General features: G+C 59.9%; 24 protein-coding genes. 11 read left to right on the top strand and 13 right to left on the bottom strand.

Features of this window, described 5'->3' with window-relative positions; all coding sequences use genetic code 11:
- The first annotated feature begins 170 nt into the window (after window positions 1-170).
- The gene (locus tag ABIA48_RS15645) at window positions 171-431 is read left to right on the top strand and encodes an accessory factor UbiK family protein (RefSeq protein WP_429489773.1); all 261 of its coding nucleotides are present in this window, start codon (window positions 171-173) and stop codon (window positions 429-431) included.
- A 434-nt stretch (window positions 432-865) separates the two neighbouring features.
- Window positions 866-1384: a BRO-N domain-containing protein gene (locus ABIA48_RS15640; RefSeq protein ID WP_429489771.1), complete on the top strand. Its 519-nt coding sequence runs from the start codon at window positions 866-868 to the stop codon at window positions 1382-1384.
- Window positions 1385-1395: 11 nt separating this feature from the next.
- Here ABIA48_RS15640 and ABIA48_RS15635 read toward each other — a convergent pair whose 3' ends face one another.
- Window positions 1396-1659 carry a HigA family addiction module antitoxin gene (locus ABIA48_RS15635; protein WP_429489769.1) on the bottom strand — a complete coding sequence of 88 codons (264 nt, stop codon included), beginning with the start codon at window positions 1657-1659 and terminating at the stop codon, window positions 1396-1398.
- A gap of 192 nt (window positions 1660-1851) precedes the next feature.
- Between ABIA48_RS15635 and ABIA48_RS15630 the strand changes: the two genes are divergently transcribed.
- The 3 genes from ABIA48_RS15630 to ABIA48_RS15620 all read left to right on the top strand — a co-directional run bounded on the left by ABIA48_RS15630 (window position 1852) and on the right by ABIA48_RS15620 (window position 4254).
- Complete coding sequence (locus tag ABIA48_RS15630; RefSeq protein ID WP_429489767.1) at window positions 1852-2388, top strand: N-acetyltransferase; 537 nt, start codon at window positions 1852-1854, stop codon at window positions 2386-2388.
- Window positions 2389-2410: 22 nt separating this feature from the next.
- Window positions 2411-2581, top strand: coding sequence for a hypothetical protein (locus tag ABIA48_RS15625; RefSeq protein WP_429489765.1), 171 nt, complete (start codon window positions 2411-2413; stop codon window positions 2579-2581).
- Between the two features lie 179 nt (window positions 2582-2760).
- Window positions 2761-4254 carry a YifB family Mg chelatase-like AAA ATPase gene (locus tag ABIA48_RS15620; protein WP_429489763.1) on the top strand — a complete coding sequence of 498 codons (1494 nt, stop codon included), beginning with the start codon at window positions 2761-2763 and terminating at the stop codon, window positions 4252-4254.
- Window positions 4255-4425: 171 nt separating this feature from the next.
- Here the strand turns inward: ABIA48_RS15620 and ABIA48_RS15615 are convergent, their stop codons facing one another.
- Window positions 4426-5346 carry a LysR substrate-binding domain-containing protein gene (locus ABIA48_RS15615; RefSeq protein ID WP_429489761.1) on the bottom strand — a complete coding sequence of 307 codons (921 nt, stop codon included), beginning with the start codon at window positions 5344-5346 and terminating at the stop codon, window positions 4426-4428.
- A gap of 158 nt (window positions 5347-5504) precedes the next feature.
- On the opposite strand from ABIA48_RS15615, the gene ABIA48_RS15610 reads away from it, so the two are divergent.
- Window positions 5505-6902, top strand: a complete 1398-nt coding sequence (locus ABIA48_RS15610; protein ID WP_007989507.1) for a NorM family multidrug efflux MATE transporter — start codon at window positions 5505-5507, stop codon at window positions 6900-6902.
- A 124-nt stretch (window positions 6903-7026) separates the two neighbouring features.
- On the opposite strand, the gene ABIA48_RS15605 is transcribed toward ABIA48_RS15610, so the two are convergent.
- Window positions 7027-8700 carry a putative bifunctional diguanylate cyclase/phosphodiesterase gene (locus ABIA48_RS15605; RefSeq protein ID WP_429489758.1) on the bottom strand — a complete coding sequence of 558 codons (1674 nt, stop codon included), beginning with the start codon at window positions 8698-8700 and terminating at the stop codon, window positions 7027-7029.
- Window positions 8701-8964: 264 nt separating this feature from the next.
- Between ABIA48_RS15605 and rep the strand changes: the two genes are divergently transcribed.
- Together rep and ABIA48_RS15595 are read left to right on the top strand one after the other, a co-directional pair.
- Complete coding sequence (rep, locus tag ABIA48_RS15600) at window positions 8965-10974, top strand: DNA helicase Rep (RefSeq protein WP_007989511.1); 2010 nt, start codon at window positions 8965-8967, stop codon at window positions 10972-10974.
- Window positions 10975-11029: 55 nt separating this feature from the next.
- Window positions 11030-11602, top strand: coding sequence for a xanthine phosphoribosyltransferase (locus tag ABIA48_RS15595; protein WP_007975145.1), 573 nt, complete (start codon window positions 11030-11032; stop codon window positions 11600-11602).
- Between the two features lie 128 nt (window positions 11603-11730).
- Here ABIA48_RS15595 and ABIA48_RS15590 read toward each other — a convergent pair whose 3' ends face one another.
- The 6 genes from ABIA48_RS15590 to dadA form a co-directional block, all read right to left on the bottom strand.
- On the bottom strand, window positions 11731-13653 hold the full coding sequence (locus ABIA48_RS15590) for an acetyl-CoA hydrolase/transferase C-terminal domain-containing protein (protein WP_429489755.1): 1923 nt from the start codon (window positions 13651-13653) through the stop codon (window positions 11731-11733).
- Window positions 13654-13927: 274 nt separating this feature from the next.
- A complete protein-coding gene (locus ABIA48_RS15585) occupies window positions 13928-14350 on the bottom strand; it encodes a c-type cytochrome (protein ID WP_033063507.1) in 423 nt (140 codons plus the stop codon).
- 182 nt (window positions 14351-14532) lie between these two features.
- Window positions 14533-15081: a cupin domain-containing protein gene (locus ABIA48_RS15580; protein ID WP_007975150.1), complete on the bottom strand. Its 549-nt coding sequence runs from the start codon at window positions 15079-15081 to the stop codon at window positions 14533-14535.
- 128 nt (window positions 15082-15209) lie between these two features.
- Window positions 15210-16283 (bottom strand): alanine racemase, encoded by a 1074-nt coding sequence (alr, locus tag ABIA48_RS15575; RefSeq protein WP_429489753.1) that lies wholly within the window; start codon window positions 16281-16283, stop codon window positions 15210-15212.
- A gap of 99 nt (window positions 16284-16382) precedes the next feature.
- Window positions 16383-16736 carry a RidA family protein gene (locus ABIA48_RS15570; RefSeq protein ID WP_429489751.1) on the bottom strand — a complete coding sequence of 118 codons (354 nt, stop codon included), beginning with the start codon at window positions 16734-16736 and terminating at the stop codon, window positions 16383-16385.
- A complete protein-coding gene (gene dadA, locus ABIA48_RS15565; protein ID WP_429489749.1) occupies window positions 16708-18012 on the bottom strand; it encodes a D-amino acid dehydrogenase in 1305 nt (434 codons plus the stop codon). The genes ABIA48_RS15570 and dadA overlap by 29 nt, the downstream gene beginning before the upstream one ends.
- A 157-nt stretch (window positions 18013-18169) precedes the next feature.
- On the opposite strand from dadA, the gene ABIA48_RS15560 reads away from it, so the two are divergent.
- On the top strand, window positions 18170-18658 hold the full coding sequence (locus ABIA48_RS15560) for an Lrp/AsnC ligand binding domain-containing protein (protein WP_007975155.1): 489 nt from the start codon (window positions 18170-18172) through the stop codon (window positions 18656-18658).
- A 135-nt stretch (window positions 18659-18793) separates the two neighbouring features.
- On the opposite strand, the gene ABIA48_RS15555 is transcribed toward ABIA48_RS15560, so the two are convergent.
- Entirely contained in the window at window positions 18794-19147 is a 354-nt protein-coding gene (locus ABIA48_RS15555; RefSeq protein WP_007975156.1) for a YkgJ family cysteine cluster protein, read from the bottom strand.
- A gap of 147 nt (window positions 19148-19294) precedes the next feature.
- Between ABIA48_RS15555 and ABIA48_RS15550 the strand changes: the two genes are divergently transcribed.
- Window positions 19295-20599: an NAD(P)/FAD-dependent oxidoreductase gene (locus ABIA48_RS15550; RefSeq protein ID WP_429489746.1), complete on the top strand. Its 1305-nt coding sequence runs from the start codon at window positions 19295-19297 to the stop codon at window positions 20597-20599.
- A 143-nt stretch (window positions 20600-20742) separates the two neighbouring features.
- Here ABIA48_RS15550 and ABIA48_RS15545 read toward each other — a convergent pair whose 3' ends face one another.
- Window positions 20743-20988, bottom strand: a complete 246-nt coding sequence (locus ABIA48_RS15545) for a DUF1127 domain-containing protein (protein ID WP_429489744.1) — start codon at window positions 20986-20988, stop codon at window positions 20743-20745.
- A 179-nt stretch (window positions 20989-21167) separates the two neighbouring features.
- Here ABIA48_RS15545 and ABIA48_RS15540 point away from each other — a divergent pair, with 179 nt between their 5' ends.
- Complete coding sequence (locus ABIA48_RS15540; RefSeq protein ID WP_429489742.1) at window positions 21168-22598, top strand: PLP-dependent aminotransferase family protein; 1431 nt, start codon at window positions 21168-21170, stop codon at window positions 22596-22598.
- Between the two features lie 6 nt (window positions 22599-22604).
- On the opposite strand, the gene ABIA48_RS15535 is transcribed toward ABIA48_RS15540, so the two are convergent.
- Window positions 22605-23126: a hypothetical protein gene (locus ABIA48_RS15535; RefSeq protein WP_429489740.1), complete on the bottom strand. Its 522-nt coding sequence runs from the start codon at window positions 23124-23126 to the stop codon at window positions 22605-22607.
- Between the two features lie 20 nt (window positions 23127-23146).
- Window positions 23147-24355 carry a fimbria/pilus outer membrane usher protein gene (locus ABIA48_RS15530; protein ID WP_429489738.1) on the bottom strand — a complete coding sequence of 403 codons (1209 nt, stop codon included), beginning with the start codon at window positions 24353-24355 and terminating at the stop codon, window positions 23147-23149.

Below are 24355 nucleotides of genomic sequence, written 5' to 3'. Positions count from 1 at the left end.
GTCTTTACCGGCGGATGGCGGATACTTCGCGACAACACCTGGCACGTTACGCACAACAACGGTGCGACGCCGTCCATCCCGATGCGCGAAAACCGTGCATCCATTGCCCGCGGAAATGACTATAGACACTGCGTGATACACTGCCCGTCATTGTTTCCAGGACATTGCCCATGCTCGCGCCAAAAGACTTCCTCGACGCCCTGACCAGCACCGCCTCCCGCCTCTTCAGCGGCGACACGCCGCTGCCGAAAGCCGAAATCGAAAGCCAGTTCAAAATGTTGCTGCAGAGCGGCTTCAGCAAACTGGATCTGGTGAGTCGGGAAGAGTTCGATAGCCAGATGGTTGTACTGGCACGCACGCGGGCGCGGCTGGAGGCACTTGAAACGAAAGTGGCGGAGCTGGAAGCGAAGCTAACCCCGCCGACCGAATAAATTCTGATGTGAGATGCAGTCCCCTTGTGGGAGCGAGCTTGCTCGCGATTGAAGGTCGGAACGACCTTCCGCTTCACCTGTAGGAGCTGCCGAAGGCTGCGATCTTTTGATCCCAAGCCCCGCAACAATCCCGGCAACGTCCTACAAACATCACACCGCCGTCCGATTGCGTCGCGAAGCCTCCAGTTTCTAAGCTCATCCCCAGCTGAATGCTCAGCACTGGGTTTGGCGACCTGGAAAAAACCACAACGCATTGCGACCACATTCGATCGACGGAATTTATTCCTATCTCGAGTTATGGCGGCTGTGCGTGGGAGACCTTCGGGTCTGCCGGTTGGGTGCGTTACCGGTTCGCCAACCCGCGCATGGCTGCCACCCTTTTCGTTTGGCGACGATCAGAGGCAGTTTTCTTCATTCGATACGAGAACTGCACCATGGAAGAAAACTATCTAATCCCCCAAGTCTTCACCCGCCACAAACTCCACCTCCACGCCCTACTCCTGCAAAACCAACCTTGGTTCAGCGCCCGTGACCTCGGCCGATTACTACGCATCTACCTCAACGACCGCCAACTCCGAAAACTCGATCCCGACCAATACCAAACCACCAAAACCCTCACCTACGGCCGCATCGAAAACACCCTGCTGATCAGCGAATCCGGTGTCTACGCCATGCTCGTCTACCACTACTGCCCCGAATACCGAGCATTGCGTGAATGGCTGACCCACGAAGTCGTCCCCGCCCTGCGAGACGCCCAACACCCCACCACAACCGAACGCCCACAACTGAGCCTGCTCAACTGGCCGGAAATGTCGTTGAGCTTGCTGCACTGGAATAACCAGCCGTGGATTCGGTTGCAGGATGTGCCGCAGATGATGACAGAGCGGGAGCAGGCAAGACGCCCGGTAAAACCGTGGTGGAAGCGGGCTTCACGTGTCCTGCAGTCGCTTTGAACATTTAACGTTCAACCACGCTCGATCCGGGCTGAGCGCAACTCATAGGTCGATTGCAGATTCAGCCAGAAATCGGGTGTCGTGTTCAGGTGGACGGATAGCTTTTGCGCCAGACCAACACTGACACCGCTCCGCTGATTCACAACATCGCGTATTTCCGCCTCTGGCTCGTTCAGCGAGCGAGCCAGAGCATCGGTTGTAACGCCCAGTGGCTTCAAAAACTCCTCACTGAGAATTTCACCAGGATGAATCGGGCGCACCCCATTCCTGTTCATTCACGCCTCCTACGTCTGCATTCAGCGAGATCATAAGCAGAAACCTTCATCCGGCAAGACCATCCACGCTCTTTCACCGATGTCCTTCATCTATCTCGGCAGGGTCCTACAAAAAGCAGCTCTCCGGCCTGATTTATTCCCCGGCCCCGTTCCCCCTACGCTTTCCGCCTTGATATTCCATAGACGTTGGCAATGAGAAGAAAAGGGAAAGGCACGGACCTTCGTAACCAGACTTTTAAATCGAACGCACGGAAGCTTACCTACCAAGCATTTATTAAAAACATCGCGCCTCGTGCATTAAAAATGGACGTAACAGCTGTCAGGTTTGAGCCGATTACCGCAGCAGCGTTAGAGAAATGTCATTTATGGGAAGAAGCAACAATCTACCCATGGGATCACGTCCCCGACTGGAAGCGCAAAGATGCCAAAGGTTTGGATTTAGCAATTTGGTATGGGCAGAATCTGTGTGGCTTGTGCTATGCAACACCGCGAAGGAGCGCTCTCTGTCTGAAAGTAGTTCTTCTGCAGAGCGATCCAGACAGATCCCATCCGCTTCGTGGCTTGATCGCTCCGATCGCGATACTGGCCGCTGACTTCTATGCGCGTATGCTTGGGTGCAGAGAGATCGAAATCCAGGACCCTGATCCGAACGTTGTTTTTTATTATCGAGATCTCGGGTTCGACTTTGACCATAACAACCGCCTTGTCATCTACTTGAGCGACCAATAACATCCAATCGCAGGAGGTGCGTATGAGCCCAAAAAAGCGAAAGGCGAAGCTGTTACAAATTGTTGAGTTTCACGCCGAAGCACGTCGTTTGGCTGGAAATTTATCGGCCAATCAACGACGCTTTATTGAAGTCGCCATCGCGTGCGGTAAAGAACTTGAGCCAGGTGGTTGGTTGGCCGGTGGACGAAGCTGAATTTTTTTCGTGAAAGAAACCGTCTAAATGGCGGTTTTTTTGTACCTCGCCAATGCCCTGGTTCGTAACCGCAATATCCCGTGAAATTTTGCCCACGTAACCACCCCACCAATTCCCTCTCCCCCGTCTACCCTTCACAAACCCGCAGGAAGCGGTGCTCTTCAACTCAAGGAACGCCCATGTCCCTCTCCATCGTCCACAGCCGCGCCCAGGTCGGCGTCGAGGCACCCGCCGTCACTGTAGAAGTTCATCTGGCCAACGGCCTGCCATCCCTGACCATGGTCGGCCTGCCCGAGGCGGCGGTGAAGGAAAGCAAGGACCGGGTGCGCAGTGCGATCATCAATTCGGGGCTGCAGTTTCCGGCGCGGCGGATCACGCTGAATCTGGCGCCGGCGGATTTGCCCAAGGATGGCGGGCGGTTCGATCTGGCGATTGCCCTGGGGATTCTCTCGGCCAGCGTGCAGGTGCCGACGCTGACACTGGATGACGTGGAGTGTTTGGGGGAGTTGGCCCTGTCAGGTGCGGTACGGGCAGTTCGAGGGGTGTTGCCGGCGGCGTTGGCGGCGCGCAAGGCCGGGCGCTGGCTGATGGTGCCACGGGCGAACGCTGAGGAAGCGTGCCTGGCGTCGGGGCTGAAAGTGATTGCTGTTGACCATTTGCTGGAGGCCGTCGCGCACTTCAACGGGCATACACCGATCGAACCTTATGCTTCCGATGGACTGCTCTGCGCCAGCAAACCTTATCCCGACCTGAATGAAGTGCAAGGGCAACTTGCGGCCAAGCGGGCGCTGCTGATCGCGGCTGCAGGCGCTCACAACCTGCTACTCAGTGGTCCCCCGGGGACCGGAAAAACGTTGCTGGCGAGTCGCTTGCCAGGGCTGTTGCCACCGCTGACCGAAAGCGAGGCGCTGGAAGTGGCGGCGATTCAATCGGTCACCAGTTGTGTGCCCTTGCGTCACTGGCCACAGCGCCCCTTTCGCCAGCCCCATCACTCCGCCTCTGGCCCCGCTTTAGTGGGTGGCGGCTCGAAACCACAACCGGGTGAAATTACCCTCGCCCACCACGGTGTCTTGTTTCTTGATGAGCTTCCCGAGTTTGAACGCAGAGTATTGGAAGTCTTGAGGGAGCCGATGGAGTCCGGGCATATCGTAATCTCGCGGGCGAAAGATCGCGTGCGCTTTCCGGCGCGTTTTCAATTGGTGGCGGCGATGAACCCATGTCCCTGTGGATATCTTGGCGAGCCGAGCGGGCGCTGTTCCTGCACGCCGGACATGGTGCAACGCTATCGCAACAAGCTGTTGGGGCCATTACTCGATCGCATCGACCTGCATCTGACCGTCGCCCGGGAAACCACGACGTTGAACCCCACGGTGAAACCTGGAGAGGACAGCGCCAGTGCTGCGGCGCTTGTCGCCGAGGCGCGTGAGCGTCAGCAGAAGCGTCAGGGTTGTGCCAATGCCTTTCTGGATTTGCCGGGGCTGCGTCGGCACTGCAAGTTATCCACAGTCGATGAAAATTGGCTGGAGTCGGCTTGCGAACGGCTGACTTTGTCGCTGCGTTCGGCGCATCGGTTGCTCAAGGTTGCGCGGACGCTGGCGGATCTGCAGCAGGTTGACGGGATCAGCCGAGAGCATCTGGCGGAAGCGTTGCAATATCGGCCGGCCACGCAGTAAGTATCGAAACCGAGTCGTTCCATTCGCGAGCAAGCCCGCTCCCACAGGATAAACGGCGCCGAACCTGTGGGAGCGGGCTTGCTCGCGAAGACCAATTCAGCCGCACCTCAACGAAAGCGGTCAACCCCGGAACGCAAAACCGCCGCCAGCCTCTCCTGCGGCTTCACCGTTTCAGCTCAAGTGCACGACATCCGGCAACTTCATGGAACGGACTTCGTTTTGCAGGAAGTCGCTGAGCCGGCGCATGCGCTCACCGCCGGGCCGGGTTTTCGGCCAGACCAGGTAATAACACTCACCGCTGGCGACGGCGGTCGGCCACGGCAAACTCAGGCGCCCCTGGGCGACATCCTCCGCGACCATCAGCAGATCGCCCATGGACACGCCATAGCCCCGCGCGGCGGCGATCATGCCCAGCTCCAGGGTATCGAACACCTGCCCGCCCTTGAGCGACACCTGATCGGCCAGGCCCATGCGCTCCAGCCAGTTACGCCAGTCGCGGCGGTCCGGCGTGGGGTGCAGCAACTCGGTGTTGGTCAGGCGCTCGACATTCCACGGCTGGTCGCCCTGCAGGTTGGGCGCGCCGACCGGGATCAATTCCTCGGGAAACAGGTAACTCGCCTCCCAGTCCGGAGGGAAATGGCCGTTACTCAACAGCACCGCACAGTCGAACGGCTCGTCATTGAAATCCACGGAATCGACGTCCATCCACGCACTGGTCAGCTGCACTTCGTTACCCGGTTGCAGATGGCGAAAACGGCTGAGGCGCGCCAACAACCAGCGCATGGTCAGGGTCGACGGGGCTTTCATGCGCAGGATGTCGTCTTCGGCACGCAAGGTATTGCAGGCCCGCTCCAGCGCGGTGAAACCTTCACGAATGCCCGGCAACAGTAACCGGGCCGACTCGGTCAGTTGCAGGTTGCGGCCACTGCGATGAAACAGGCGGCAGGCAAAATGTTCTTCGAGTGTACGAATATGTCGGCTGACCGCACTTTGGGTAATCGACAGCTCTTCGGCCGCGCGGGTAAATGAACTGTGCCGCGCCGCCGCTTCGAATGCGCGCAGGGCATACAAGGGAGGAAGACGACGGGACATTGGGAAAGCTCCTATAGCGGGGTTCGTCCACCCTAGCAGAAACTCTCCAGCATGAGTTTTAATCATGCCACCCATCCTTTTTATCCCTTTGTGCAATCCTCGCAGAGCGCCGAGAATCGGTGCTTTCCTGTTCCCTTTGATAATCGAGCGTGATGACCATGCAACATCCAGCACGTACTGAACTCTGGGCCATCCTGCGGCTGGCGGGGCCGCTGATTGCCTCGCAGTTGGCGCACATGCTGATGGTCCTCACCGACACCCTGATGATGGCGCGCCTGAGTCCCGAAGCGCTGGCCGGTGGCGGGCTCGGTGCGGCGACCTATTCGTTCGTGTCGATTTTCTGCATCGGTGTGATTGCTGCCGTCGGCACACTGGTCGCGATCCGTCAGGGGGCCGGCGACATTCTCGGGGCTACCCGGCTGACCCAGGCCGGGTTATGGCTGGCATGGCTGATGGCGCTGGTCGCCGGTTTGCTGCTGTGGAACCTCAAACCGGTGCTGCTGCTGTTCGGCCAGACCGAAAGCAACGTCAACGCGGCTGGTCAGTTTTTGATCTTCCTGCCGTTCGCCCTGCCCGGCTACCTGAGCTTCATGGCCCTGCGCGGGTTCACCAGCGCCATTGGCCGTGCGACGCCGGTGATGGTCATCAGCCTGGGCGGTACAGTCGCCAACTTCTTGCTCAACTATGCATTGATTACCGGGATGTTCGGCCTGCCAAAATTGGGGCTGGTGGGCATCGGGCTGGTCACGGCGATTGTCGCCAACCTGATGGCCCTTGCGCTGGCGTGGCACATTCGTCGTCACCCGGCGTACGAGGCTTATCCGCTAAGTCAGGGCCTGTCACGGCTGAACCGCCAGTACCTGAAGGAGTTGTGGCGTCTGGGCCTGCCGATTGGCGGCACCTACGCGGTAGAAGTCGGGCTGTTTGCCTTCGCCGCGCTGTGCATGGGCACCATGGGCAGCACGCAACTGGGCGCACACCAGATCGCCCTGCAAATCGTCTCGGTGGCGTTCATGGTCCCGGCGGGCATTTCCTACGCAATCACCATGCGCATCGGTCAGCATTACGGTGCCGGGCAGCTGCTGGATGCGCGCCTGGCCGGGCGGGTCGGGATCGCCTTCGGGGCTGCGGCGATGCTGTGTTTCGCTATGGTCTTCTGGCTGTTGCCAAACCAGTTGGTCGGTTTGTTCCTCGACCAAAACGACCCGGCGTTCCGCGATGTCATCAACCTGGCCGTGAGCCTGTTGGCAGTGGCGGCGTGGTTCGAACTGTTTGACGGCACCCAAACCATCGCCATGGGCTGCATTCGCGGACTCAAGGATGCCAAGACGACTTTCCTCGTCGGCCTGGGTTGCTATTGGCTGATCGGCGCTCCGGCGGCGTGGTGGATGGCGTTCCACTTGCACTGGGGGCCAACGGGCGTCTGGTGGGGCCTGGCGCTGGGCCTGGCGTGCGCGGCGGTGAGCCTGACGCTGGGGTTCGAGTGGAAGATGAAGCGGATGATCAGGCGCGATACGACGTCAGAGCAACGCTTCGAAGTCGCTCAGCCTGACTGAGCCCCCTTGTGGGAGCGAGCTTGCTCGCGATAGCGGAGTATCAGTCGACATGAATCCTGACTGATCTGGCCTCATCGCGAGCAAGCTCGCTCCCACAGGTTTTGTGCCAACTGAAAAGTCGTGGTCAGCTTACGATTTCCAGCATTGGCTGCTGGCTGGAGCCGATCGTCAGGTATTCCACCAGCTCGGCCAGCGGCAATGGCTTGCTGATCAAATACCCCTGCACCTGATCGCACTCGAACCCGCGCAGCAGATCCAGTTGCTCCGGCGTCTCCACACCTTCGGCGACCACTTCAAGGTTGAGGTTGTGCGCCAGGTTGATCATCGCGTGGACCAGTTTGCGGTTTTCCTCACGCTGTTCCATACCGCCGACAAAGCTCTTGTCGATCTTCAGCAAAGTGATCGGCAGGCTGTTGAGGTGCACAAACGACGAGAACCCGGTGCCGAAATCGTCGAGGGAGAAGCGCACACCGAGGCGCCCGAGGGCGTCCATGGTCTGCTTGACCAGATCACTACGACGCATGACCGCAGTTTCGGTCAGCTCGAACTCCAGCCACTGCGCCTCGACGCCGCGCTCGGTAATCAGGCGACTCAGGGTCGACAGCAGCTGGCTGTCCTGGAACTGTCGGAACGACAAATTGATCGCCATGTGCAACGGCGGCAAACCTAGTTCAAGCAGCGCCTGCATGTCGCGCAAGGCCCGGGAAATCACCCAGTAGCCCAGCGGAACAATCAGACCGCTTTGCTCCGCCAGCGGCACGAATTCGCTCGGCGGCAGCAAGCCGCGCTCGGCATGGCGCCAGCGCACCAACGCTTCGAGGCCGACGATCTGTCCGTCCTCAAGGTTCAGCCGTGGCTGGTAGTGCAATTCCAGCTCATCGCGGCGCAACGCACGGCGCAGCTCGGTTTCGAGGTCGGCGATGCTACGGGCATTGCGGTTGATGCGTTCGTTGAAAATGTGAAAGGTGCAACCTTGCGTGCTTTTGGCCTGCTGCATGGCGATGTGCGCGTGCCACATCAGCGGATCCGCGCCGGCCTGGGCCCGGGCGTAGGCGATGCCCAGGCTGGAGCCGATCAACAGGCTTTCGCCATCGATCCAATAGGGCTCGGCCAGCGCTTCGCTGATGCGCTCGGCCATCCACTCGGCACGCTGGGGAGCGCGACGGGTGTCGATCAGCAGCGCGAATTCATCACTGCCCAGGCGCGCCAGTTGATCGCCGGCCTCAAGCTGACTCTTGAGCCGCGCCACCACTTGCAGGATCAGGCGGTCACCGGCCTGATGGCCGAGAGCATCGTTGGCATAACGAAAGTTGTCGAGGTCGAGATGACCGAGGGCCAGGCCGCGACCGTCGTTTTCCGCCAGCCGCGCCGTCAGCAAGGTCTGAAAGCCCTGGCGATTGGCGATGCCGGTGAGCGGATCTTGCTCGGCCAGGCGTTGCAGAGTGTTTTCCAGCACGCCACGCTCGCGCACATGGCGCAGGCAACGGCGCAACATGCCAGGATCGAGATGATCGCGCACCAGCCAGTCGCTTACACCGTCGGGCGGGGTCAGTGGCTCATGGTCGAGCAGCAACACCGTCGGCAGGCTGCAACGGCCCGGCGCCGGTTGAAGTTGCGGGATGGTCAATAACACCGCGCTGCGGTTGTCATCGAACAGGCTGCTGACCGACTCCCAACTCGGCGCGCTGATGAGCACGGCCGAGCTCCCCATCGGAGCCAGACACTCGCGCAACAACGCTGCCCACGCCGGCTCTTCGGCCAGTAGCAGCAAACGCAAGGGTTCGACAGGCGTAGACAAGCTAGCTCCCTAGACTCTGCAAAGATGTTGGCGACGGGCATTATGCCGTTCCGATGGTCAATAACAATGACATCAGTTGGCAAAACGAGCCCTTTGTATCCGCAATTACGAACATTAGCCGCAAATTCGTTGCGCATCCTGCGTGAAAGTAACAAAACCGGCAATTGCAGATAGCGCAGTACGTCACAAGTCGGACAGAGCAGCACAATTCGCTGAGCCTGTTAAAATGCCGGCCCATTTCGTGACTGACTCCTGAATTTACCTATGTCCCGACTCAATCCCCGGCAGCAAGAAGCCGTGAGCTACGTCGGCGGCCCTCTTTTGGTGCTCGCCGGTGCAGGCTCCGGCAAGACCAGCGTAATCACGCGCAAAATCGCGCATCTGATCCAGAATTGCGGCATCCGCGCCCAGTACATCGTCGCCATGACCTTTACCAACAAGGCCGCCCGCGAGATGAAGGAACGGGTTGGCACCCTGCTGCGTGCCGGTGAAGGTCGCGGGCTGACGGTTTGCACCTTCCACAACCTGGGCCTGAACATCATCCGCAAGGAGCATGTGCGGCTGGGCTACAAACCGGGCTTCTCGATCTTCGACGAGACCGACGTCAAAGCCCTGATGACCGACATCATGCAGAAGGAATACTCGGGCGACGACGGCGTCGACGAGATCAAGAACATGATCGGCGCCTGGAAAAACGACCTGATCCTGCCGGCCCAGGCCCTGGAAAACGCGCGCAACCCCAAGGAACAGACCGCCGCCATCGTCTACACCCACTACCAGCGCACGCTCAAGGCGTTCAACGCAGTGGACTTCGACGACCTGATCCTGCTGCCGGTGAAGCTGTTCGAAGAGCACGCCGACATCCTGGAAAAATGGCAGAACAAGGTGCGCTACCTGCTGGTCGACGAATACCAGGACACCAACGCCAGCCAGTATTTGCTGGTGAAAATGCTCATCGGCAAACGTAACCAGTTCACCGTGGTGGGCGACGACGACCAGTCGATCTACGCCTGGCGCGGCGCCCGCCCGGAAAACCTGATGCTGCTCAAGGACGACTACCCGTCCTTGAAGGTGGTGATGCTGGAGCAGAACTACCGCTCCACCAGCCGCATCCTGCGCTGCGCCAACGTGCTGATCTCGAACAACCCCCACGAATTCGAAAAGCAGCTGTGGAGTGAAATGGGCCACGGCGACGAGATCCGCGTGATCCGCTGCCGCAACGAGGACGCCGAGGCCGAGCGTGTGGCCATGGAAATCCTCAGCCTGCACTTGCGCACCGACCGGCCGTACAGCGATTTCGCGATCCTCTATCGCGGCAACTACCAGGCCAAGCTGATCGAGCTGAAATTGCAGCACCACCAGGTGCCGTATCGCCTGTCCGGCGGCAACAGCTTTTTCGGCCGCCAGGAAGTGAAAGACCTGATGGCCTACTTCCGCCTGATCGTGAACCCGGACGACGACAACGCCTTCCTGCGGGTGATCAACGTGCCGCGCCGCGAGATCGGCTCGACCACGCTGGAGAAGCTCGGCAACTACGCCACCGAGCGCAAAATCTCGATGTACGCCGCCACCGACGAAATCGGCCTGGGCGAGCACCTGGACAGCCGCTTCACCGATCGCCTGTCGCGCTTCAAGCGCTTCATGGACCGGGTGCGCGAGCAGTGCGCCGGCGAAGACCCGATCTCCGCCCTGCGCAGCATGGTCATGGACATCGACTACGAGAACTGGCTGCGCACCAACAGCTCCAGCGACAAGGCTGCGGATTACCGCATGGGTAACGTCTGGTTCCTGATCGAGGCGCTGAAGAACACCCTGGAAAAAGACGAAGAAGGCGAAATGACCGTCGAGGACGCCATCGGCAAACTCGTCCTGCGCGACATGCTCGAGCGCCAGCAGGAAGAGGAAGACGGCGCCGAAGGCGTGCAGATGATGACCTTGCATGCGTCCAAGGGCCTGGAATTCCCCTACGTGTTCATCATGGGCATGGAAGAGGAAATCCTCCCGCACCGTTCCAGCATCGAAGCCGACACCATCGAAGAAGAACGTCGCCTGGCCTACGTGGGCATCACCCGCGCGCGTCAGACCCTGGCCTTCACCTTCGCCGCCAAGCGCAAGCAGTACGGCGAGATCATCGATTGCGCGCCGAGCCGTTTCCTCGATGAGTTGCCGCCGGACGATCTGGCCTGGGAAGGCAACGACGACACACCGACCGAAGTCAAAGCTGTGCGGGGCAACAACGCATTGGCAGATATACGCGCGATGTTAAAGCGCTAGAATTGACCACTTTTATACGACCTTCGGCGCACAGGCGCCAAAAGAGGACAGCTTCATGGAAGCCCTGCACCAGAAAATTCGCGAACAAGGCATTGTGCTTTCCGACCAGGTCCTGAAAGTCGACGCCTTTCTGAACCACCAGATCGACCCGGCCCTGATGAAGCTGATCGGCGACGAATTCGCCACGCTGTTCAAGGATTCGGGCATCACCAAGATCGTCACTATCGAAGCCTCGGGCATCGCCCCGGCCATCATGACTGGCCTGAATCTCGGCGTACCGGTGATTTTCGCCCGCAAGCACCAGTCCCTGACCCTGACCGAAAACCTGCTGTCGGCGACCGTGTACTCGTTCACCAAGCAGACCGAAAGCACCGTGGCGATCTCCCCGCGCCACCTGACCAGCAGCGACCGCGTGCTGATCATCGATGACTTTTTGGCCAACGGTAAAGCGTCCCAGGCGCTGATCTCGATCATCAAGCAGGCCGGCGCGACCGTGGCGGGCCTGGGCATCGTGATCGAGAAGTCGTTCCAGGGCGGCCGTGCGGAACTGGATTCGCAGGGTTATCGCGTAGAGTCGTTGGCCCGTGTGAAGTCGCTGGCCGATGGTGTCGTGACCTTCATCGAGTAAGCCGTCACACCGCAATCCCCCTGTGGGAGCGGGCTTGCTCGCGAAGGCGGTGTGTCAGTCGACTGGTTTTTGACTGATCCACCGCCTTCGCGAGCAAGCCCGCTCCCACATTTGTTATGCACGGGTCGTTATTGCGCAGTGGCCTTGAGGCCGGTTAGCAGTAACCGCTGATACAAATCCTCCTTCAGTCCTTCAGGATTGACCAGCTGCATGCGCTCCAGATGCTCCGGGAACGCTGCTGCCTCCGGCGCATCCAGCGCCGCCTTGCCCAGTTCCAGCACCTCGCTCAGCTTGAACTTGCTCTTGAGCCAGTTCAGCGCCCGCAACACATCTCGCTCGACCTCGGTGAAATCACACCCCAGCGGATACTCTGGAAACAGCTGCGGATGCCGCGCCTGGATCTCCTGCAACCGCTGCGGACTGTTATCGGTAAAGCGCGGATCGAGACGGAAGTCCTTGGGCAATTTGCCGACCTTCTGCGCCTGTTCAATCAATCCCGACTGAAAACGCGAGTCGCTGATATTGAGCAAGGCCTCGATCACTGCCGCATCGGTCTTGCCGCGAAGATCGGCGATGCCGTACTCGGTGACCACGATGTCCCGCAAGTGCCGGGGGATCGTGCAGTGGCCATACTCCCAAACGATGTTCGAGCTGACGTCACCGCCAGACTCGCGCCAGCTGCGTAGCAGCAACACCGAGCGCGCGCCTTGCAGCGCATGCCCCTGAGCCACGAAGTTGTATTGCCCGCCTACGCCGCTTAGCACACGTCCGTCTTCGAGCTGATCCGCCACTGCGGCACCGAGCAAGGTCACGGTGAACGCAGTGTTGATAAACCGTGCATCAAGACGCTGCAAACGCTTGAGTTCTTCCTGGCCATAGAGCTCGTTGATGTAGCTGATGCGAGTCATGTTGAATTCGAGTCGCTTGCTTTGTGGCAACTCACGCAAGCGTTCGTAGAAGGTGCGCGGGCCGAGGAAAAAGCCGCCATGCACAGAAATGCCATCGGTTTGCGCGGTCTCATCCAGGGTGCCGGCATTCGCCTGTTGCTGGGTCGCCACGTCCGGGTAAACCTTGCGCCGCACGATTCCGGCATCGGCCAGCACCAGCAAGCCGTTGACGAACATTTCGCTACAGCCATACAGGCCTTTGGCGAACGGTTCGATGCCGCCCTCGCGCTCGATCAGTTGCGCCCAGTGGCTGAGGTTTATGTCGACCAGCAACGCCTTGTAAGCGTCGTTGTCCGCTTGCCGCGCCAGTAGCGCCGCCGTCAGCGCATCGCCCATGGAGCCGATACCGATCTGCAACGTACCGCCGTCACGCACCAAGGTACTGGCATGCAAGCCGATGAAATGGTCCTGACACCCCACGGGCATATTCGGCGTGGAAAACAGCGTGGTGTGGTCTTTCTCATCGATCAGCAGGTCGAAGGTGTCGATGCCGAGTTCCGCATCGCCGGGCATGTAAGGCAGATCGTTGTGCACCTGGCCGACCATCAGGATGGTTTCTCCGGCGGCGCGGCGCTTGCCGATCATCGGCAACAGGTCGAGGGTGATGTCCGGGTTGCAGCTCAGGCTCAAGCGGTCGGGTTGCCCTGCATGGCTGGCGACTAACTGAGCGACCAGATTCAACCCGGCGGCATTGATGTCCCGCGCCGCATGGCTGTAATTGCTGCTGACGTAATCCTGCTGCGCTGTCGCACTGTTGAGCAGGCTGCCGGGCTGCATGAAGAACTGCTGAATGTGGATATTGCCCGGCAGTTGGTCGCGATGCAGGTCGGCGAGGAAATCCAGTTCGGGATAATCGCCAAACACCCGTTCGATAAAGGGTTCGAGGAAACGCTTCTGCAAACCGTCGCCCAAGGGCGGGCGGCCAAGGCACAGTGCGGTGTAGATCGTCAGCCGCCGCTCTGGCAGTTGGGCGATACGTCGATACAACGCGTTGACGAAGTGGTTGGGTTTGCCCAGGCCCAGGGGCAAACCCATGTGAATGTGGACCGGCAACCGCGCCAGTACGTCATCGACCGCCTGCTCGATAGAACACAACTGCACCATCGGATCCTCCCTCATATTCCATGAATTGGGGTTGGACCGAGCTTGCCGGGTCTTGGCTGCAAAAAACAGCCTCAGACGCCAAATCATGCCAGCACCGAAGATCCTTTGTGGGAGCGGGCTTGCTCGCGAAGAGGCCGTATCAGTCGCCATCAATGTTGACTGACACACCGCTTTCGCGAGCAAGCCCGCTCCCACAAGGTTCTTCATTGTCTTCAGGACAAAACCGCAGGCACAAAAAAGCCGCTCGTAAGCGGCTTTTCGCTGAAAACGGGGCTTATTTCAGGCCGGACATCTTCTGGATGGCGCCTTTGAGCTCTGGATCGGAGCAATCGGCGCAGGTGCCTTTTGGCGGCATCGAGTTGAGGCCGGAGATCGCCTTGGCGAGCAGGCCGTCAACACCACCTTCTTTCTTGGCGCGCTCGCCCCAAGCGGCAGCATCACCGATTTTCGGCGCGCCCAACAGGCCTGAGCCGTGGCAAGCGTTGCAATGTTTTGCAATCACTTCATCCGGGGTTTTCGCACCACCACCGCCGCCAGCGGCAGTGGCCACTTCCATCCCTTTGCACTCTTTACCCTGAACACAAACCTGACCGACCGGTTCAAGGCGTTTGGCGATAACGTCGTTGGTCGCAGCTTGAGCGCTGACACTGACAGCCCATAGGGCCAATACGGTTGCTGGTGCAGCCAGCATTTTCATAATTAGGTTCACGCGTTCACCCTCAATGGTGGCTAGTCACGCCTACGGCCACGGTTCGCAGGCGGGCGCAAGTATAGCGGTAAGCCCGTCGCACTGAAACAACCCCAAAGTCGGAGGGGTCTTAGGCTGCGGCGGAAAAACGGCCCGGGCGCCTCTGCGATACTGGCAGGACGCCTCTTTTCTTAGAAATTCGCCGGCGTGGCTGCGCTGATTAGTCGCGCAGGCGCATCGAACGGATTACGGAAACGGTGTGGCTTGGTACTTTCAAAGTAGTAGCTATCGCCGGCTTCGAGGACAAAAGTTTCGAGACCGACGACCAGTTCCAGTTTTCCTTCGACCAGGATGCCGGTTTCCTCGCCTTCATGGGTGAGCATCTCGTCACCGGTGTCGGCGCCTGGCGGATAGATTTCATTGAGGAATGCGATAGCCCGGCTCGGGTGGGCCCGGCCAACCAGTTTCATGGTCACGGCGCCATCGGAAATATCGATCAGCTCGTTGGCCTTGTAGACGATCTGAGTCGGTTTTTCCTGCAGGATTTCTTCGGAAAAGAACTCGACCATGGACATGGGAATCCCGCCCAACACCTTGCGCAGCGAACTGATCGAAGGGCTCACGCTGTTCTTCTCGATCATCGAAATCGTGCTGTTGGTGACCCCCGCCCGTTTTGCGAGCTCACGCTGGGAAAGGCCTTTGAGCCTACGGATGGATTGCAGTCGTTCACCGACGTCCAAAGCTTGCGCCTCCAGGATTCAGGATTGTTGAAACAGTGAGCGTTATCATGGCGACAGCGTTCAGTATTTACAACACCTTGACCTGAATCCTGCTCAGCGAGGCGACTTCCGGTCTGGAGCCCTGCGCACTAAGCCCCGGAATAGAGCAGTGGCACTCGGCGCAGGTTGCAGAAAATCTGATAAGGAATCGTGCCAGCGGCAATGGCCACGTCACTGGCAAGGATGTTTTTGCCCCACAACTCGACGGTCGAACCGAGACCGGCCTGCGGCACATCGGTCAGGTCGATACAGAGCATGTCCATCGACACCCGGCCGAGCAACTGGCTGCGCTGCCCGGCAACCAGCACGGGCGTGCCGGTCGGTGCTAAACGCGGGTAGCCGTCGGCATAACCCATCGCTACCACGCCAATGCGCATCGGTTTAGGGGTGATGAATCTGGCGCCGTAACCGACTGGCTCGCCAGCCGGCAATTCGCGGACACTGATTACTTTCGATTCAAGGGTCATCACGGGTTGCAGGCGCGATGCCACTTCGTTGGCCTCTTCGAAGGGCGTGGCGCCATAGAGCATGATGCCCGGACGCACCCAATCACTCGGAATCTGCGGCCAGCCGAGCACCGCCGGCGAGTTGCGCAAGCTGACCTCGGCGGACAAGCCCTTGCGCGCAGCCTCAAACACCGCCACCTGTTCGGCGCTGGCCTGTTCGTGCAGTTCATCGGCGCGAGCAAAGTGGCTCATCAGCACCACTTTCGCGACCTTGCCGCTCGCCAGCAGACGCCGATAAGCCGCTTGATAATCCGCCGGGGGCAGCCCCACGCGGTGCATGCCCGAATCGAGCTTCAGCCACACAGTGATCGGCTTGCTCAATGCGGCTTTTTCAATGGCTTCGAGCTGCCACAGCGAATGCACCACACACCAGAAATCATGCTCGACGATCAGAGACAACTCGTCGGCTTCGAAAAAGCCTTCCAGCAACAGCACCGGTGCATGAATACCCGCGGCCCGCAGCTCCAACGCCTCTTCAATGCAGGCCACGGCAAACCCGTCCGCCTCGGCTTCCAGCGCTTGTGCGCATCGCACAGCGCCATGGCCGTAGGCATCCGCCTTGATCACCGCGAGGGCTTTGGCCCCCGTGAGTTCACGGGCGATTCGGTAGTTGTGACGCAGGGCTTGAAGGTCGATCAGGGCACGGGCAGGACGCATGGCGGCACACTTCTGGTCGGGTTATCGGGAAGAAAAAACCGGCGCTGGCTGACGGCGTGAACCGCCAACAGCACCGGGAGAGGGATCTTTCTGACAGGATTATGGCAGAGCGGCGACAACCGACAGCTCGACCAGGATTTCCGGCTCGCACAATTTCGACTCAACCGTGGCGCGGGCCGGGGCAACACCTTTTGGCAGCCACTTGTCCCACATCGCGTTCATGCCTTCAAAATGCGCGTCGATGTCTTTCAGGTAAATCGTCACCGACAGCAGATGGTGCTTGTCGGTGCCGGCCAGATCGAGCAAACGCTCGATGTTGGCGAGGGTTTCACGGGTCTGCTGTTCAATCCCGGCGCTCATGTCATCGCCGACCTGTCCGGCCAGGTAAACCGTGCCGTTATGGGTGACGATCTGACTCATGCGCTCATTGGTGAGCTGGCGCTGGACTGACATGCTTTGCAGGCTCCTGGGTTTTGTTGCCATAACGGGAAATATCGAGGCCTTCGGCGCTGATCTGCGGCTTTTTCTTCGCCATCAGGTCGGCCAGCAAGCGACCCGAACCACAAGCCATGGTCCAGCCGAGCGTACCGTGACCAGTGTTCAGGAACAGGTTCTTGAACGGGGTGGCGCCAACAATCGGGGTGCCGTCCGGAGTGGTCGGACGCAGGCCGGTCCAGAAATCAGCTTGGGCCAGATCGCCGCCCTGAGGATAAAGATCGTTGACGATCATCTCCAGGGTTTCGCGGCGACGCGGGTTCAGCGACAGGTCAAAACCGGCAATCTCGGCCATGCCGCCGACGCGGATGCGGTTGTCGAAGCGGGTGATCGCGACCTTGTAGGTTTCGTCGAGAATGGTCGAGGTCGGTGCCATCGCCGGGTTGGTGATCGGCACGGTCAGCGAGTAGCCCTTGAGCGGGTACACCGGCGCCTTGATGCCCAGCGGCTTGAGCAGTTGCGGCGAGTAGCTGCCGAGCGCCAGCACGTAGCGGTCGGCGGTTTCCAGCTTGCCGTCGATCCACACGCCATTGATGCGGTCACCGGCGAAGTCCAGACGCTGAATATCCTGATCGAAACGGAACTGCACACCGAGCTTCGCGGCCATCTCGGCGAGCTTGGTGGTGAACATCTGGCAGTCGCCAGTCTGGTCGTTCGGCAGGCGCAGGGCACCGGCGAGGATGTCGGTGACGCTGGCCAGGGCCGGCTCAACGCGGGCGATGCCGTCGCGGTCGAGCAGTTCGAACGGCACGCCGGACTCTTTCAGCACGGCGATGTCTTTCGCCGCGCCGTCGAGCTGGGCCTGAGTGCGGAATAGTTGGGTGGTACCGAGGCTGCGGCCTTCGTAGGCGATGCCGGTCTCCAGGCGCAGTTCGTCGAGGCAGTCACGGCTGTACTCGGACAGACGGACCATGCGTTCCTTGTTCACCGCGTAACGGCTGGCGGTGCAGTTGCGCAGCATCTGTGCCATCCACAGGTACTGGTCGATGTCGGCAGTGGCCTTGATCGCCAAGGGTGCATGGCGCTGCAACAGCCACTTGATGGCTTTGAGCGGCACGCCCGGCGCGGCCCACGGCGAGGCATAACCCGGCGAAACCTGCCCGGCGTTGGCGAAACTGGTCTCCATGGCAGCAGCTGGCTGCCGGTCGACAACCACTACTTCAAACCCGGCGCGGGCCAAGTAATAAGCACTGGTGGTACCGATAACGCCGCTACCCAAGACCATGACGCGCATTTTCATATCCCTCATCGCGGCTAACCGCTGACGTTTGTTATTCAGAGCTTTAGATGCGCGCAGTGTAAAAAAGATCTGCCAGTGCTTTTCACTATATAAGCGCCTATATTTGGCGACAATTCTCGGCAAAAACCCTTTTCACGGAGGCGCATCCCCTATGCGTACCAACACTCAGACCAAACGTGAGCTGGACAAGATCGACCGCAACATCCTGCGGATCCTGCAAGCGGACGGGCGGATTTCCTTTACGGAGCTTGGGGAAAAGGTCGGGCTCTCGACCACGCCCTGCACTGAGCGGGTCCGGCGCCTGGAGCGCGAGGGGATCATCATGGGCTACAACGCCCGGCTCAATCCGCAGCACCTGAAGGGTAGTCTTCTGGTGTTCGTCGAGATCAGCCTGGACTACAAATCCGGCGATACTTTCGAAGAGTTCCGACGTGCGGTGCTGAAATTGCCCCATGTGCTGGAGTGTCACCTGGTGTCAGGGGATTTCGACTACCTGGTGAAGGCACGAATTTCCGAGATGGCCTCGTATCGCAAATTGCTGGGCGACATCCTGCTCAAGCTGCCCCACGTGCGTGAGTCCAAGAGTTACATCGTGATGGAAGAGGTGAAAGAGAGCCTGACCTTGCCGATTCCGGATTGAGATTTGCGGTGTCTGTTCAGCCGCTTTCGCGAGCAAGCCCGCTCCCACAGTTGATCACAGCCGTACACAAATCTGTGGCCACTGAAGGTCCAATGTGGGAGCGGGCTTGCTCGCGAAGGCAGCGACTCGGTCTATCTAGACCAACACCTGCCGTGTACTGGCCATGTACTCGAACACCTGCTTCTCCACCCGCGGATGAATCAGCTCCACCGGCCCCCGCCCATTGGGGCACGGCAAGGTCTTGGTGGTGCCGAACAATCGACAGATCAGCGGCCGCTCGTCATACACCGTGCAACCATTCGGCCCCAGATGCACACAGTTGAGCTCTTCCATCGCGGCATCCTGCTCGGCGCGAGTCTTGCGCGGCAGGCGCGACATTTCTTCCGGCGAGGTGGTCACCGGCCCGCAGCAGTCATGGCAGCCGGGCACGCACTCGAACGAGGGAATCTGTTGTCGCAATGTGCGAATTGTCTGACTGTTGCAGCTCATTGCGGCGTTGACCCAAAGCGGAATAGAGCGCGATTCTGACGCAAAAGCCCCGATCCAGACAGCACCAGCCGACCAATGTTGCCCGCCCGGGAAGGTCCGGCTTATGCTCCGTCAAGTTTTCTAAACGCAAGAATCAGGAACACGCACATGAATGCCCGTGCTCCACAGCCTGTCAGCCACACCGCTTCCTACTACGCCGCCAGCAGCCTGCCGCAGCCCGAACTTCCGGTGCTCAAAGGCGAAGTGCTGGCCGACGTCTGTGTGGTGGGCGGCGGGTTTTCAGGGTTGAACACGGCGCTTGAGCTGGCCGATCGCGGCCTCAGCGTGGTGTTGCTTGAAGCCCACAAAATCGGTTGGGGCGCCAGTGGACGCAATGGCGGGCAGCTGATTCGCGGCGTTGGTCACGGCCTCGATCAGTTCACCAATGTCATCGGTGTCGAAGGCGTGCGGCAAATGAAACTCATGGGCCTGGAAGCCGTGGAAATCGTCCGGCAACGGATCGAGCGTTTTCAGATCCCCTGCGACTTGACCTGGGGTTACTGCGACCTCGCCAACAAGCCCCGTGACCTTGAAGGTTTCGCCGAGGATGCCGAAGAACTGCGCAGCCTCGGTTATCGCTACGAGACTCGTTTGCTGCAAGCCAATGAGATGCACACCGTGGTCGGCTCTACGCGTTACGTCGGCGGCCTGATCGACATGGGTTCGGGGCACCTGCATCCACTGAACCTGGCTTTGGGCGAAGCCGCAGCCGCACAACAGTTGGGGGTCCAGCTGTTCGAGCAGTCGGCCGTGACGCGCATCGACTACGGCCCCGAGGTCAAGGTCCATACCGCAGAGGGCTCGGTACGCGCCAGAACCCTGGTGTTGGGTTGCAATGCCTACCTCAATAACCTCAACCCGGAACTCAGCGGCAAAGTCCTGCCCGCCGGCAGCTACATCATCGCCACCGAACCATTGAGCGAAGAACTGGCCCACGCCCTGCTGCCGCAGAACATGGCGGTCTGCGATCAAAGGGTGGCGCTGGATTATTACCGGCTCTCGGCGGACCGGCGCCTGCTGTTCGGCGGCGCTTGCCATTACTCGGGCCGCGACCCGAAAGACATCGCCGCGTACATGCGCCCGAAAATGCTCGAAGTCTTTCCACAATTGTCTGGTGTGAAGATCGACTATCAATGGGGCGGCATGATCGGCATCGGCGCCAATCGCCTGCCGCAGATCGGCCGACTCAAGGACCAGCCGAATGTGTATTACGCCCAGGCTTATTCCGGTCATGGCGTGAATGCCACACACCTGGCCGGCAAGCTGCTGGCCGAAGCCATCAGCGGCCAGCACAGTGGTGGCTTCGATCTGTTTGCCAGGGTGCCGCATATCACCTTCCCCGGCGGCAAGCATTTGCGCTCGCCGTTGCTGGCGTTGGGGATGTTGTGGCATCGGCTTAAAGAGTGGGTCTGAAGGATTGTCGGTGTCAGCTCTGACGCCTTCGCGGGCAAGCCCGCTCCCACAGGGAATGACGGTGTTCACAAGACCTGTGTTCACCGCCGAAACCTGTGGGAGCGGGCTTGCCCGCGAAGAGGCCCTGAAGAACACTGCAAAACTCAGATCCGCCAGAAAGGCTTCAGCCCCTCCTCCAACGCCTGCCCTCGCGTCAGCCCGATATCCTTGAGCTGGTCGGGTGTCAGGGCCAACAACGCCTTGCGCGTGCGCAGCCGGCACCAGAACCGGTCCCAGCGACTCAGGCCGGCCGGCGCACTGCGCATGCCCGACTCCCGCGTGCCGTTGTTCTGCCCAGCCGCCAGTTCCTGACTGTGTAACGTCAGCCGCACATCGCTCAAACCGTTCATCTTGGATGCTCCTGTTTACTTGGGTAGCCAGAGGTTCCATGATGCGAGGGCGCGTAAAAGCAATACAGATTCAATGGAACTGTATTAACTCAATACAGTTTTACCGATTTCGCCACTGAATCCTTATTTTTTGCCTGATCTGTACTGGTTAACCGAATCCCCCCTATCGAGGCTGCACCATGACCCTTTACGTCAACCTCGCCGAGTTGCTCGGCACACGTATCGAACAGGGCTTCTATCGCCCCGGTGACCGACTGCCTTCGGTACGGGCGTTGAGCGTCGAGCACGGCGTCAGCCTGAGCACGGTGCAGCAGGCCTATCGGGTGCTGGAGGACAGCGGGCTGGCCATGCCAAGGCCCAAGTCCGGGTACTTCGTTCCGGCCAGCCGCGAATTGCCGGATTTGCCGGCAGTCGGCCGCCCGGCCCAGCGTCCGGTGGACATTTCGCAATGGGATCAAGTGCTGGAATTGATCCGCGCAGTGCCACGCAAAGATGTGGTGCAACTCGGACGCGGCATGCCGGACATCACCAGCCCGACCATGAAACCGCTATTGCGCGATCTGGCGCGAATCAGCCGGCGGCAGGACATGCCCGGCCTGTATTACGACAACATCCACGGCAACCTCGAACTGCGTGAACAAATCGCTCGCCTGATGCTCGATTCCGGCTGTCAGTTGAGCGCCAGTGAGCTGGTAGTCACCACGGGTTGCCACGAAGCGCTGTCCACCAGCGTTCGCGCTATCTGCGAGCCGGGGGACATTGTGGCGGTGGACTCGCCGAGCTTTCACGGCGCCATGCAAACCCTCAAGGGCCTGGGCATGAAGGCCCTGGAAATCCCTACCGACCCGCTGACCGGGATCAGCCTCGAAGCGCTGGAACTGGCCCTGGAGCAATGGCCGATCAAGGTCATACAGTTGACCCCCAACTGCAATAACCCGCTGGGCTACATCATGCCGGAGTCGCGCAAACGTGCGTTGTTGACGCTTGCACAGCGCTTTGACGTGGCGATCATCGAGGACGATGTGTATGGCGAACTGGCCTATACCTACCCGCGCCCGCGCACGATCAAGTCCTTCGACGAGGACGGTCGCGTCCTGTTGTGCAGTTCGTTTTCCAAGAGCCTGGCGCCGGGCCTGCGTATCGGTTGGGTCGCGCCGGGCCGGTATCTGGAACGGGTGCTGCACATGAAATACATCAGCACCGGCTCCACCGCGCCACAACCGCAAATCGCCATCGCCGAATTTCTCAAGGGCGGCCACTTCGAACCGCATTTGCGGCGGATGCGTACACAATACCAGCGCAATCGCGACGTGATGATCGATTGGGTGACTCGCTATTTCCCGGCCGGTACTCGCGCCAGTCGCCCACAAGGCAGCTTCATGCTGTGGGTCGAACTGCCGGAAGGCTTCGACACCCTGAAACTGAATCGCGCCTTGCACGACCAGGGCGTACAGATTGCCGTCGGCAGCATTTTTTCCGCCTCGGGCAAGTACCGCAATTGCCTGCGCATGAACTACGCTGCCAAACCAACGGCACAAATTGAAGAAGCCGTACGCAAGGTCGGTGCCGCCGCTATCAAGTTGCTGGCCGAGACTCAAGACATTCCTTGAGGTAGCTCAATCGAGCTGGAAGCTCCCCGCCAGCTGGAACAGCGTCATGTCACTGACCCGCGCCGCCTGACGGTCGATCCGCGCGTCCAGTTCCAGCTCCACCTCCAAGTGCTCACCCGACAGTATTTTGCCGTTGTGCCGGGGCCGGACCCTGACCCCAGGCCACATTCGGTCAGTGCTGCGCCCCTGCTCGACGTCGCGCACCCAGTCCACGGAGCGCCCGTCGAGACGTGAGGAAACCAGGCGCAATTGCACAGTCCCCGACCCGAAGCGGAAACCCTGAGCATCGGCAGCAGGTGCGTTGAATCTCAATCCCATCGGACGCTCCTCGGGGCATTGAATCTGCAGGCGAATGCGCCGCAGGCCGAAGCTCAATGCACCGCCTGTGTCCGGCAAGTCCAGCAGTCTCGCTCGTGTGAGCGAACCATAATCCAGCATTGCGGGACTAAGTCGCATCGTACAGTCATCCTCGGCGAAAGCCGGACGTACAAACGCCCACAACAGCAACAACATGACCAGACCTTTCATGTAAATGCCTCAATCAATTTTCATATCATCCGACAGAGCGCCTCGGCGGTCTCATAAAGTGCAGTCGATGCAGGCGGTTCGGAGCTATTTAGCTCAACCCGACATCGACGGCCCTCCGACAACATCAACTGCAAACGCACCTCACTTGGCGCATCGGCCAAATACACCAGGCCGGTATCGACCACACTAGTGAGGTATTGCCCCTGATCGTCGTAGACCGACGCGCCTTTTTCAGCCCATGCCCCGTCGACAGTGCGCAGCTGCAGCATCAACCGGCGGGCGGTACTGAGTCTGAAGTTGAGCCGTGCTACCGCGCCGCGACCGGCTTCGACTTCCTGGAAACCGTTCTGCAATTCAACGTTGCGCGGCAGGCTTATGGTATCTATCTCAATGCGACTGGTCTGATAGGCCGGTAGACTGGCAGCCACCGCGCGACCGGCACCGTCAGTCCAGACAGGCCCCTGGGGCGTGCTTAACTTGATCCCGCCGACATCACCCGCACTGAGAAGAGCAAACGTGTCACGCAATGGATAAGGTGACGGCGTCAGCCCATCCTCATGAACAGCGACGCCACCGCGTAGCGCCAGATCATGGCTGGTGGCGCCGGCATAGCTGCGCGAGTAGCCAACATCGACACTGGTGTAACGCGGTAATGCGCTCAACCGCCCGTTGATGCCTGTTTGCCCATTGTCGCGCCGTTCTGCAGCGATGCTGTAACCCAGCGTCTCGCTGATTTGCTCGCGGTAACGCGTCCCCGTTCTCAAGCCAAGAAGATCATCGTGACGACTGAAAGCGCTCACACTGCGTTGCCGCCCCAACGGCAAACTCAAGGTCGCGTAGACGGAAGTGCCGCGGCGATTGGCCGTACTCCCACCGTACTCGCGCTGCAGATCCAACGACAAATGGGTGCGATCGAATAGCCGCGACCAAGCGATGCCGAACCGTGAACGGGCAGCCTGTTCTACGCTGATGTAACGCGACAGCGTTCCGTTCACAGCGCCCCACATCGGGTCGTCGCGACTCAGCGAAATGCCCCACTGGCGGCTTGCTCGACCGTAGGGCTCGTCAGAAAAATCATCTTGGCCCATGTCTGCCAGGGTTCTAAAATCTGTATTTTGCTGGCTCGCCGTCAAGCTGACGGACAACCCGGCGCCCAAACGCGTACTCAAGGCGGCCTGCAATTGCGCCCCCTGACCCGAGCGCGGCGTATACGACATCAGATGCTGCAA

Origin of the sequence: Pseudomonas sp. S30_BP2TU TE3576, from assembly GCF_050436025.1 — a bacterium.
Taxonomy (GTDB): domain Bacteria; phylum Pseudomonadota; class Gammaproteobacteria; order Pseudomonadales; family Pseudomonadaceae; genus Aquipseudomonas.
Note: the sequence above shows the minus strand (reverse complement) of the source record. Positions and strands in the feature narration are given on the sequence as shown.